The organism is Paenibacillus alginolyticus DSM 5050 = NBRC 15375, assembly GCF_000422905.1.
Taxonomy (GTDB): domain Bacteria; phylum Bacillota; class Bacilli; order Paenibacillales; family NBRC-103111; genus Paenibacillus_E; species Paenibacillus_E alginolyticus.
The window spans coordinates 1-12,231 of sequence record NZ_AUGY01000011.1 but is presented as its reverse complement, the minus strand read 5'-3'; the positions used below and the strand labels follow the sequence as shown (position 1 = coordinate 12,231).

12 protein-coding genes and 1 pseudogene are annotated in these 12,231 nt (G+C 41.6%); 2 read left to right on the top strand and 11 right to left on the bottom strand.

Features of this window, described 5'->3' with window-relative positions:
- Positions 1 to 79 precede the first annotated feature (79 nt).
- From G519_RS41810 to G519_RS41800, 5 genes are all read right to left on the bottom strand, one after another.
- Positions 80 to 985 carry an FAD-dependent monooxygenase gene (locus G519_RS41810; protein ID WP_084160042.1) on the bottom strand — a complete coding sequence of 302 codons (906 nt, stop codon included), beginning with the start codon at positions 983 to 985 and terminating at the stop codon, positions 80 to 82.
- Between the two features lie 419 nt (positions 986 to 1,404).
- Complete coding sequence (locus G519_RS52900; RefSeq protein WP_268633665.1) at positions 1,405 to 1,539, bottom strand: hypothetical protein; 135 nt, start codon at positions 1,537 to 1,539, stop codon at positions 1,405 to 1,407.
- A 16-nt stretch (positions 1,540 to 1,555) separates the two neighbouring features.
- Positions 1,556 to 2,710: a Ger(x)C family spore germination protein gene (locus G519_RS0105280; RefSeq protein ID WP_051253099.1), complete on the bottom strand. Its 1,155-nt coding sequence runs from the start codon at positions 2,708 to 2,710 to the stop codon at positions 1,556 to 1,558.
- The gene (locus G519_RS41805; protein ID WP_084160036.1) at positions 2,707 to 3,321 is read right to left on the bottom strand and encodes a spore germination protein; all 615 of its coding nucleotides are present in this window, start codon (positions 3,319 to 3,321) and stop codon (positions 2,707 to 2,709) included. Before G519_RS41805 ends, G519_RS0105280 begins: the two co-directional genes overlap by 4 nt.
- 123 nt (positions 3,322 to 3,444) lie before the next feature.
- Positions 3,445 to 4,149, bottom strand: a complete 705-nt coding sequence (locus tag G519_RS41800; protein ID WP_051253096.1) for an SDR family NAD(P)-dependent oxidoreductase — start codon at positions 4,147 to 4,149, stop codon at positions 3,445 to 3,447.
- A gap of 211 nt (positions 4,150 to 4,360) precedes the next feature.
- Between G519_RS41800 and G519_RS0105265 the strand changes: the two genes are divergently transcribed.
- A complete protein-coding gene (locus G519_RS0105265) occupies positions 4,361 to 5,257 on the top strand; it encodes a LysR family transcriptional regulator (protein WP_029193795.1) in 897 nt (298 codons plus the stop codon).
- Positions 5,258 to 5,439: 182 nt separating this feature from the next.
- On the opposite strand, the gene G519_RS0105260 is transcribed toward G519_RS0105265, so the two are convergent.
- The 6 genes from G519_RS0105260 to G519_RS41790 form a co-directional block, all read right to left on the bottom strand.
- Positions 5,440 to 6,075: a hypothetical protein gene (locus G519_RS0105260; RefSeq protein WP_029193794.1), complete on the bottom strand. Its 636-nt coding sequence runs from the start codon at positions 6,073 to 6,075 to the stop codon at positions 5,440 to 5,442.
- Positions 6,076 to 6,272: 197 nt separating this feature from the next.
- Positions 6,273 to 6,878: a GDSL-type esterase/lipase family protein gene (locus G519_RS41795; RefSeq protein ID WP_051253095.1), complete on the bottom strand. Its 606-nt coding sequence runs from the start codon at positions 6,876 to 6,878 to the stop codon at positions 6,273 to 6,275.
- Between the two features lie 570 nt (positions 6,879 to 7,448).
- Complete coding sequence (locus G519_RS0105250) at positions 7,449 to 8,537, bottom strand: GerAB/ArcD/ProY family transporter (RefSeq protein WP_029193793.1); 1,089 nt, start codon at positions 8,535 to 8,537, stop codon at positions 7,449 to 7,451.
- Between the two features lie 27 nt (positions 8,538 to 8,564).
- Positions 8,565 to 8,768 carry a hypothetical protein gene (locus G519_RS0105245; protein WP_029193792.1) on the bottom strand — a complete coding sequence of 68 codons (204 nt, stop codon included), beginning with the start codon at positions 8,766 to 8,768 and terminating at the stop codon, positions 8,565 to 8,567.
- 2 nt (positions 8,769 to 8,770) lie between these two features.
- Positions 8,771 to 9,958 carry a Ger(x)C family spore germination protein gene (locus G519_RS0105240; RefSeq protein ID WP_161632902.1) on the bottom strand — a complete coding sequence of 396 codons (1,188 nt, stop codon included), beginning with the start codon at positions 9,956 to 9,958 and terminating at the stop codon, positions 8,771 to 8,773.
- A gap of 5 nt (positions 9,959 to 9,963) precedes the next feature.
- Positions 9,964 to 11,532: a spore germination protein gene (locus G519_RS41790; protein WP_036632124.1), complete on the bottom strand. Its 1,569-nt coding sequence runs from the start codon at positions 11,530 to 11,532 to the stop codon at positions 9,964 to 9,966.
- A gap of 468 nt (positions 11,533 to 12,000) precedes the next feature.
- Here G519_RS41790 and G519_RS41785 point away from each other — a divergent pair.
- Positions 12,001 to 12,231: pseudogene (locus tag G519_RS41785) on the top strand (IS110 family transposase); the annotation flags it as partial.

Here is a 12,231-nt window from a genome sequence, read left to right as displayed (position 1 = left end):
GGCGCCTGCTCCTATCCATACATTTCACTAATGTTTTCCGTTTGTTTAATGTTAGTCTCTAAATTTTCGAGTGTTTTTTCTAATCATATTCCTTTAATGTGATCCCCTTAGCGGCTTTGGCAATCATTTTTACAACCATTTTAAACATAACGGTCATCAGGAATGGCACCCGCAGCATCCAATTGCGCAGCAAGATTTTGAAATGTGAGTTTTCGACCATACTTTCCGCTGCAAAAAGTCCTACCTTCTGGTTCTTCTCCGCAAATGTTCTCATCTCTTGTTCGTAGAGGGCAGAAGCTTTGGCGTAATCACCTTGAGCAGCCTTCAGCTCTCCGGCGAGTACATAAGCTCCGACTAGCGCAAGGCTAGTACCTTGACCGGAAAGTGGGGACGGGCAATATGCCGCATCACCTACGAGCGTAACACGACCTTTGGACCATGTCGGCATTTGGATCTGGCAAATCTCATCAAAGTAAAAGTCTGGCGCGTCTTTCATCGCATGCAGCAGGTGCTGTGTTTCCCAGCCCATTTCGTTACCAAAGACGCTGTTGACAAGATTTTTTTGTTCTTCCGCATCATGTCTGTCGTACGTTAAGGTCCCCGATTTGAATATGAATAATCCTTTCGCTTCGGTATTGTCACGTGCGCTATATATGCCCACCGTTTTGCCGGGAATCGTATAGAACTGCTGATTGTGATCAAGATTGAGATAATTATCAGTGGTAAAGATCGCGATATAGCAGCCAAGCGTACGCTTAAACTGTGCTTCTTCGCCAAAAGTCAGCCTTCGAACGTTGGAATGAAGACCATCCGCGCCAATCACCATATCGAATATCTGCGGCTTGCTATGGGCAAATCGAACCTCTGCACCCGCTTCAGTTTCTTGAATGGCTGTAATCGAATCCCCCCAAATGTAGTTAGCCTTATCCTTTGTTAAATTGTACAAGATGTCACCCAGATCGTCGCGCATGATTTCGATGTCCATGCCATGCTCGTTCCCAATACTCGCCTCACTTAATCGACCTTCAATCTTGCCGTTCAAGCGGGGGCATATTCCGCCGAAGAGAAGAGCGAGGACGACAATAAGAACTTATATGGGTATGAATTCGATTTCGGTCTCGAAAGAATTCTAGACGGAATTGAGCATTACGTAATTTCGAAGACATGATGGGGCCGGATTTATCTGCTCAAGAGCATGTGACCTGCAGGATTGATTATCAGTAGGGCTGTTCTTTAAAGAGGAGTTTGTGTTCATGGAAAATAAAGTATTAGATTGATCCCAATAATAGAAACAGCGGCAGCTATGGACGAGAAAATAAAGTCCTGGACTGCCACTGTTTTATTGTACTATCGGTAACAATAGGTAAGCATTTGATATGATCTCCAGCTATTCCCCTTATGAACCTACTTACCCTTAAGCGCCAACATCTTCATCAAAACCGTTACGGCTTCCGCTCTCCTTGCTTCCCCACTAGGATTGAATCGGTTCGTGCCCGTTCCTTCCAGTTTGCCGGCTATCATTTTCAAGGCTGCCATCATGACTGTCCAGGATTCCTCAATCATTCTTTTTAAGTATTTTAGCGATCCCTACATCAGATATTCCTATATCTACATTGATCTCCCCTAAGGATTCAGGCTTTAATGGCAAAACCCCATCTTTCTCAAGACGGTGCCATTCCTTCGGGTTGGATCGGTAGAGTGAATTAGAAAAGCCTAGAAGGTCTGCATCTGATTTAAGGCCAATCAAATAGGTTTTTTGAATCTGCTTCCTAATTTCCTTTGCAGCAAGCTCTTTCAGTTCTTTCTCCGTAGTTGGCTTTTCCTGCTCCGTTACCGAACCTTGCGCTTTGACTTTAATATGAAACGTCAGTTTGCCATTTGAAATCTTGGGTTCGATGGAGGGTTTAATTTTTTGAACAACCATCATTGCAATTGGTTTTTGATCGATCTGAAGTATCAAAGGGGTACGAACAGTTTCTTTCTCCATCCATCGTAGACCCATAATTTCGTCAATCTTAAAGCACCCCATCAATTTTTTGCTTTGCATGGCGCATACCCCATCTTGTTGAAGCTGAGGCGAGGGCTTTTTGTTCTCTATCCAGTTATTTTCATTGACGGTTAATGTGGGAAGCAACAGGATTTGACCATTTTCCTCCCATTTCCAAATAAATTTGTACAAATATAACGGAGCAACAAGCGAACTTTGGGAATAACGGTCACGCGGGTTATTTAATTGTGAGTAAAGCGTTGACATGTTTTGGGTTGGGTTTGCGTTGAATATATTCTCGATCGAGCCGCGAGTTACCATCGTCCAAATGGTATACCGAAACTCATAATACCTGTCCATTTGGTCCAAAATTCCATGAATGATATCCTCCCGCAGCGCCGCTTCCGTAAACGCTAAAGTTTTCACATGACTCCAGGACAATCTTTGCTGTGACGTCTTGTAAAGATCAAAGATAGCTTCATCTACGGTTCTGCCTTCACCCTTGCCAATAGAAACCAGTTCCTTGCTCATCCCGGCTCCTGCTTCTTTCTTGGCAATATTATTAAAACTGATCATTTGGGTATAGAACACCACTTTGCCTTTTACATAATCAATACCAATCGAATTGACATAGGCGAGATGCTCAATTTCCTTTACCCCCCAGCAACTGGTAAGCAATAGAGGGACAATTCCAATAACCAATAAAAGTTGTATCAACCTCACGTTTGATCATCTCCGGTTTTCCTTATGAAGCCAGGTATACCCTCCTTCTTCCCCCAAGGCATACGGAATAAAATTTTCAATAGGTCACGGTAATTAATGGGTGCCACCGGACTTAGATATTTGACCCCAAACGATTGCAGATTAACCATATAGATGGAAATGGTTAACATACAAATCAATAATCCGAACAAACCGAGTACACCGCTAATTATCAATATGATTAATCTCAACAGACTCACGAAGCCAACCATATTTTGATTCACCATGGTAAACGACGCTAATACCGAGATAGCTACGACAACAAGAATACCCGGAGCAGTCATACCTGCACTGATGGCCGCCTGTCCGACAATTAAACCGCCAACAACAGATATCGTCTGTCCGAATGAAGATGGCAAGCGCATGCCCGCTTCACGAAACAATTCAAATAGAAGAATCATGACAACGGCTTCGAGAGGAGCCGGCAGCGGTACACCTTGTCTGGAAATAACAAGAGTCCCCAGCAAAGTGAACGGGAGCTGATCCTGATGATAAGTAAGCAGTGCGATCCAAAATCCGGGAAGAAAGACAGAAAGAAATATACCGCACAACCTTAACAATCGGGTAAACATGACAAACCAATTAAGTGTAGAATGAATAAGTCTTAGTCAGCCCCTAGACAAGGTGCATCTTACTATTTTCCTATGAGCTTCAAATAAAATGTTCCGCGCATCCCTTATGAAAGTAAAAGCTCATTAATCCATATATTGCTCGTCTGGCTCATGTAAAGCTGCAGCCAAGATTTTCTCTGCGACCATTTCAGGAGTGTCTGTTGGAGAAGAAGATCCTTGTCGCTGTTGCTCGCGAGCACCAAGAGCGTTTTTACCAAAATCCGTTGCGGTTGAGCGCGGATAGACGGTAATTACACGGATTTGATCTGAGGCTAATTCATCTCGAGCTGTATCTGAAATCATGTTCAAAGCAGCTTTGGTTGCAGCATAGGCGCCCAATCCAGCAATATGCATCTTGGATACCACCGAACTTATATTGATGATCAGCCCTCCCCCTTGCCCTCGCATGACAGGGATCGCAGATTGCATAGCTGCTAACGGTCCTAGCACATTAAGGTCGAGGATCTTGCGGAAGTCATCAGGATTTAGGTCAGCGACCTTGCCAACTACAGCTTGTCCTACGTTATTGATGACCACATCTAGGCGGCCAAAGCGGCGAACCGTTTCCTCAATGACTCCTTCTACTTGCTTAGGATCACTCACGTCAGCCGGGATAGCGACAGCGTCAATACCCTGGCTCTGCAATTCCTTGGCGAGATGATTTAGTGCATCGGCAGATCGAGCTACCAGTGCTAATTTAGCACCGGCAGTGGCAAAGCTGCGTACTGTGGCTAAGCCGATACCAGCGGATGCTCCAGTAATAAGAACGACCTTGTCACGAATTCCCATAATAAATGTTCCTTTCTTGGAGGAAATTAGCCAAACCGGTCTGAAAAAAAGCGGTCCAGCAGTCCTAAAAAAAATCAATGAATGAAATAAGCAAGATTCAAAATGCTCTGCTCTTTTCATCTCTAATGTTACAGTTGGAGAACTTGATACGGAAGTTCAAATAAGTTAGCATGGTATCAACCATTGGTTTATGCAACAGGAGGTTCTTTGAATGAACGAACAATTGAATACTTTTATTCAGGTCGTACAGTCCGGTAGCTTCTCAAAGGCGGCTGAGAAATTATTTGTTTCTCCAACCGCTGTGATGAAGCAAATGAATCTATTGGAAAAACATGTAGGTATGCCTCTTTTGATCCGTACTAACCATGGAATTGAACTCACCAAAGCTGGAAAATCCTTTAGCAAGGATGCGGCATTTATGGTGCAGTATTTCCAAGAAGCTCTGTTACGCATGCGTCAATCTGCACAGTCAAATCAGCTTGTAATTCGCGTGGGAACCTCTATGCTTAATCCCTGCAAGGTTTTGTTGGATATGTGGAATGAAGTCAGCGACCAATTTCCGCAGTTCAAAATCAATATCGTGCATTTTGAGGATGATTCACATACACTCCCAACCACTTATCGTACTATTGGCAAACACTATGATTTCATTGTAGGGCCAACCCTTACAGAGAACTGGAAGGAATATTTCCGAGTTCTTGAGTTGGGAAGTTATCGCTTTTGCTTTGCTTTATCTCGCAACCATCGGCTGGCTTCTAAAAAAACAATGTCTGTCAAAGATTTGTATGGAGAGCAATTGGCTGTAGTAAACGGTGGAGGAAGTGCTGTAATTGATGAAATTCGTGATTTTTTGATAAGGAACCACCCTAAAATCCGAATTAAAGATATTCCGCGCCTTTATGATATTGATGTATTCAATCGATGTGAGGAAAGTGGTGTTGTCTTACTAACATTGGATGTATGGGCAGATATTCATCCGTCCTTAGTGACAATTCCTAGCGACTTGGACTTCACAATACCTTATGGTTTGCTATATCCCTTACATCCTTCCGAGGATGTCAATCAGTTTCTAGAAATCATTAAGGAAATGCAATCTCAGCATAGTTAACCGGTAGGTTAAGAGAGAATACGATATTAGACTGACCATAAAAATGAAACAGCGGCGGACCAAGACCTGAAAAATAAAGTCTTAGACTGCCGCTGTCCTTATTGAAGTAACGTTTTGCGTTAGCGTAACAATGCTTTCCGACTATTGAAAATAAATTGTGTACTTTTTAATAACATTGTACTTTATTGTCTAGGTTTGAAAAATTCGGCTATTTCTTTTGGTAATTTACTCTCCCACATAGGCATACCATATTGACCGTCTTTCTCGGAAATAGGATATTTATATCCTATTGAAGCATCTGTTAAAAAAATCACATGATATTGAGGAGGATTATCAACTCTAAATTCATTAGGCAGACCTTTTTGTTCAAAAAAAGAAACAAACTTTTGAAGATCTTGCCCTTGGATATCATTGATTAATTCCATTTCCTTATAAATTTTTATCTGGTTTACCCTTGAATAAGAAATATCCTGTGGAGGAGAAATTGGCATTCCACCGCCTTTGTACTCTCCATAAACACTAAACCCCGTAAAGCTTTCTATGTCCTTAACGGCTATAAAACTATGATTAGAATATCCCTCAATCTCAAAAACGCCATTACCCTTGCCCAAACGACGAGATTTTTCAACTGAACCAATTTTCTTAATTTTTGAAGTATCAGTAATTGTAAATTCCGAATGGTTTATATAATATTTATTCTCAAAGTTTAAATCATCAGCATATGAACCATTGCCTTTATCCATTATTTTAGCTGAACAACTTATGATTAATAAAATAGTGATAACGGCTGCCATGCCCAAATAAAATAATTTCTTCATACAAATTACACCACCTTCAAATACTTAGACTCCTAATCCCGGGAAAAAGTTACAGTCATTTCCAAATTTCTAATCTGCCCGTTACGTTAATAAACAAAAAGCAGAAGCCGCGGCTACCTGCTCTTTTAAAGTGTATTCATCTATAGTTTCCCGTTAGCCATCCATGTCCCTCACAGGACACCACAGAATAATGAAAATTAGTTTCGTGAACAGCTACTTTCAGGGTAGTTCAATGACTTACCAGAAATAATAAGTAGCTCGTTGCTTATTAAATCGGATAAATAATCATAACCAAGCTCACCAAAATGAAGTCCATCATTTCGAAGACCTCTCAAAGTCACGGACAAATTATGAATACCGAGCATATCTGTGAACAAGTCTATATAATGACTGCTAGTTGTTACACTGATTGCTCTTACGACCTCCGCATATTGCTTAAGTACGGTGTTATTCCGAGCATGTTGTATTCTTTCATCAACTGGTGCCGGACTAATGAGTATAGTCTTTTTTGATGTAATCGCCGTTACAATATTGGTGAGGTTACTTGCAAAGTCATTCAGTTGAACCATTTTGTGAAATGCAGCATCATTTGCTCCGAATAGAACAGTCACAAAATCTGGATTATGAATTAACACATCTTTCTCAATTCTTTCGAGAGCATCGAACGTATTGTTACCTGGCACGCCAGCATTAATGATGTTCCAAGTTCCGCTTAATTTTTCTTCCAGTTTTATTGTTAATAAGGGACGGTCGTGACCTTCAGTCCTTGCAGTAATGCTGTCACCAAATAAGACCAATCTCATTATATTGATTCCTTCCTATTACAAATACATTATTGAATATATTTGACGAATCAACATCCAATTCCTGTAATAAACTGCCCTTCGTTCAATAAAAACGGCAGCTGATCCTCTGATCGGCTGCCGTTGTATTGTTCTGAACTATCGTTATCCATTAGCTTATCAATAAGTTGCTACATCTTCTTTAACTTGATTGCTAAGTATACTATGCCTACCACCATTATGAAGGGTATACTACATATCCCATATACAACCCATTTACCAGTTATCATGCGTAACCCCACTACTATACTCTGACCTCATCTTAGGAACCAGAGAATTTGATGTCAGTGTAATTCAGTTTTAATCACGGTAGTTTCTCCAATGGTTGGAAGAATATACATTAGCGTAATCTGCCCTTTAGTTGAATAGCAAAAAAGGACCCTGCAACGGGCAGAGGGTCTAAGTTTTATATTTTAAAGGGGGCGACCTTTATTATAGGGATCTAAGAAACACCCCCTTTTGTATTAGCATGAACATCTCGGGAAAGAGATAAATGTTCTTATAATCCGACTTGTTAGTAGAGTCTGACTCTTAACCACTTTTCCTGGGATGCTTTTTTATTATGGAAGCAACTAAATATATCAGTGGGATACACTCCACGCATAAGGCAAAATTTGGCCAGGTTTTTATGAGAAAGTTGTTCAATTCAATTATGTTTTTGAACATATGCATGGAAAGTCCTACCATAATCGCGCCTAATGAGAAAGAAAGCGGTCTGGCATCTTTTAGCTTAAACAACTGTGAGACAATTAGCGTCGGAATGTAAAGCAAGACACTTATTTTTATAAATAGACTTGATAACCAGACCGCTACGATAATGGGATCCAAATTTTCCAAAAAATCGCCGATCCGAATGAAACGAATCATTTCCAGCACAGGATAGGTCAGTTGCCCCGATAATTTCGAGCCGAATAACAAGAGACATAACACGAGATTCAATTCGATAAAAAAGAGGCTTATCACCATTGCCCAGGTTAATGAACGAAATGTCTTTTGCGGATTGGCTATCCAAGGAAAGATAAAAAGAATCAAAAACATTTCTCCGAACCATGGAATAAATGGATACGATTCATGAAAAAGACTCCCAGGGTTAATATGGGTGATAAACGCTATCATACGTTCCGTATTTAATTCTTTTCCAATTAAAAATGGTGTGATCCCAGCTATACCGAAGATGATGAAAAAAAATCCCGACGCACAGCGCAGTATGGCTTCCAGACCAGATCGGACAGCAATAGTAATGACAAGACCAAACAAACCGGCGATCACCCATTCTGGCGTCGTAGGCAAGTAGATCTGTACCATGAAATCAGAAATTTCCCGCAGTACCAGGCTCGCCAGATGAAGAAAGAAAAAGCCAAATACAATCATGATGATGATATTAGGAACCCGTCCAATCAGTTCCTTACCGTAATGAACGATAAACTCGCTTTCCTTCCGCTTGGCAAGGGTAAAAGAGAGGAAGGTGATAAGTATTCCTCCAATGGAAGCAAGCAGGATCGCTAACCAACCTTGATAACCGGCTGATGAGGAGATGGGGCCTATCAGAAATCCTGTTGTCGTAGAGAAATGAAAGAGAATAAACATCAATGTAAGTTGAAGCTGGGTAATACGCTGCATAACAGCCATCTCCTTACTAACACGCTTTTATTCATTAAGGCTGAAAACATAATCAATCAGCAGGTTAGGACTTGGCAGATTCTGAAAAGAGTAGACGGCCATGACATACACATAAGCGACAAATATGCTGCAGCCTGTGATCCAGAAGGTTCTTTTTTTCCGCCCAAGATGCTTTAAAAAGTTCCATTCAAACATGAAAATCCCTAAAAATACGATTGTGATGATAATCATGGTCACCCTGCCCTATCTTCGTGCTGACGTATGATTGAATTTCTTTCAACACCAATTCTTTTCACTTGCACATTGGTATCAACGATGAATGTACAAATTTTATAATCCGCATGCCACCCATCCTTATGCTTACTCCATACTTTTGGGTAATTCCAATCCAGATGTCTGCCAAATTGAAATACATCCGCTCCCATATCCTGGGTTTTATAAAGAGTTCTCGTAATTCGACGCTTCAGCTGCTCAGAAAGCAGTTCCTGGATGCGGATTATTTCCTTCGGGTCTGTCAGATCTATGTCCGATTCCGAGGACAAAATATCGTCTTCCGCTTCAATTTTGATATGAAAGCCGATTTTCTCTCCGTCGATGAAGGGTTTGATGGAGGCTTTAGACGATAGGATAATAAAACTCATCGTTTTTCCGTCGCTCGGGGATTTCAACGAAATCTGCGAGCTTTTCATTTTCCCCTTTAACCAAAGACCCGCTCGCATCCCATTGACATCCAAGGTTCCTATCATTTTTCCCTTTTTAAAGAGCGCTGCCCCGTCAGTCCCGACCCATGTGCTTTCTTTTCCCTTCTCACTAAGCATCTCCGTTTGTCCAATAGTAAGCATTCCGGCAATCATGTCTCCTCCCGACATCGAAGCCTCTAAGAAATCCTTCACATTGGTATCCAAGGTCACCTTTCGGTTAGAGAACTCCCGGAGCACTTCGGCTGGTAGCCTTTCAAAAACGGGGGTTAGTTTGGTAATGTCCCTTGCCTTCCCCGGAGCAACCATCAGATAACTTTTCGTATGAAAGTTCGGTTCACGGGCCACAAATTCCAACAGGGAATCAATCCCGTATTCAGCCGCTTGTTTACCGACAACAATAACACGGCAGTGACCCCAAGTTATTTCTCTCGTTAGATCTGAACGGATTTTCCGGATGGCAACGGGAATGCTTTCAGCCGTTTTTGTCAAAATGGTGTACGGGTTTCCATAGGTGGGCATCCCCGGAGATTGCCCACTAGCCATTCGATTGGGTAAAGGAAAGCCCAGGGACACCTCATAGCTGCCATTATCAGAACGGTCTATGTACATGCCAGTGACGAAAGCACGGTCATTGACTTCAATCCTGGACCAGCAGCCCGTTATCAACATTAAATTGGAGCACAGTAAAAGAAGCCATATGAGCTTCATTCGTAATTGCATCACCATTAATCACCATCATCATCTTCAGGTATTCTCGGCCCCGATTTTTGATTTTGCCTTTGATTATTTTTTGTTCCGTAAAGCCTTGGCCTATTTTTCATCATCCATATGGGGGCCCGGACCAGCACATCCTTCCAATCGCCAAAAACGATAGGTGCCGTAGGCGTCAGATATGGCGTTCCAAAGGATCGGAGTGTGACCAAATGCAGATAGATCAAAATGATGCAAAGAAAAACACCGTATAAACCAAAGCTTGCCGCAAGGAACATCACAGGAAACCGCAGGAGACGGAACGTCAACGCAAGATCGAAATGTGGAATGATGAACGAAGCGATCCCTGTAATGGAGACAACAATGACCATTGGGGCAGAAACAATACCTGCCTGCACGGCCGCTTGCCCTATTACCAATGCACCTATAATCGATACTGTCTGACCTATGGGCTTGGGAATACGTAATCCCGCTTCCCTAAGCGCTTCAAAAACGATTTCCATAATGAATGCCTCTACAAAAGCCGGAAAAGGAACATTTTCACGGGCAGCAGCAACCGTTGCCAATAGATTAGGAGGTAGCATCTCGGGATGAAACGTAGTTACCGCAATATAGATCGAAGGTAACAGAAAGGACACCAACAAGAATAAATATCGAATCCACCGAATCCATGTCCCTGCAACGAATCTTTCATAATAGTCCTCTGCCGATTGAAGAAGCATGTATAGGGTAACCGGGACGATGATGGGAAACGGCGTTCCATCTACCAAAATAGCGACTCTTCCTTCAAGCAGTGCCGCGCTTAACGTATCAGGCCGTTCTGTATACTGCACCTGAGGGAATGGTGAAAAAGGATTATCCTCAATGAATTCCTCGATATAGCTGCTACCAAGTACCGCGTCAATATCGATTCCGGCTATTCTGCTCTTTACTTCATCAACCAATTTCTTTTCACAAATATCTTCGATATAACAAACAACAACGGAAGTTTTAGAATAGGTACCAAATTGATAATGCTCCATTTTCAATGCCTGGTGCTTAATAATTCTTCGGATCATTGTCATATTAGTCGTCAAATCCTCGACAAATGCCTGTTTGGGACCTCGAATGACGGTTTCAATCTCCGACTGCTCAATCGATCTTTTCTCCACCGATTTCATCGGAAAAAGAATGATTTCCAGCTCATTATCGATAAGAAAAATAATTGTGCCATCAAAAATACGTTCCAATGCCTTGTTCACATCTGTGGTGGATTCAATCATCGAAACCGGAAGCTGCTTCATAACGGCTATTTTATTCAACAGCTCAATTGCAGATAAAGATGTATCTTCAAATAAAAGAGGTGAAAGTATTTGTTTCTGAAACTGATTTTGATCGATCATACCTTCAATGTAGATGAACGCACAGGCAATACCACTTGGTAATGGGATCTCATAGAATTTAATGTCTATGTTGTGATTCAAATGCTTGCGGAACCATTGGAGTCTTGCCGTTAAATCGTTGTCAATGATCAGCGGGGGGTCTGCGTAGGTCTGACCAGTGAGTAGCCCTTTTCGCTTCTTAAACCAGTTATGAATAGGCATAACTACTCCTACTTGGATTTTCTTGGTATTTTCCCATAGAACATGTAATTTTATACACAGGTCTTTGAATTACGATTAATTCGTTGAATAGCAAAAAGAAACCCCCAGCAACAGGCTACGGGTCTAAGTTTTATATTTAAAAAGGGGGTCGAATTTTAGGCTTGATTCATTAATGCCACATGAAAATAAGATTTCAATCTTGTTACACTCACTTAACTTCTCTATGGAGTTAATCCCTTCTATTATATTGGATGAAATATTGATTCAATAAGCGTCCCTTGTCATTAAACATTACTGCCTAGGCTGTCGATTTGCCAGCAGCCTGTTGATTATTGAGCTATCGTTCTCCGTTAGAATTCCTGTGGAACGAATAATTTGGAGTTTGCATAAAAAAGAGCGCCTCTGTACGATGGGAGTACGTAACGGGTCTACAGCCCTTAAAATCCCACATCAGGAGGTCGCTCTACTATGAAGTTTAAAGCACAAGATAAACAAAATCAACTCATTGAAAACATTACCGCTAATCACCTTGTTGTCGGTGTAGATATTGCTCAGGAGACCCACGTTGCTAGAGCTGTTAATTTCCGTGGTATCGCTTTGGGTAATCCACTGGAATTTAGCAATGATGAAGTCGGCTTCCGATCTCTTGATCGCTGGATCCGAGACTTGTTGGCTTCGTACAAACTAAGCCAAATAATC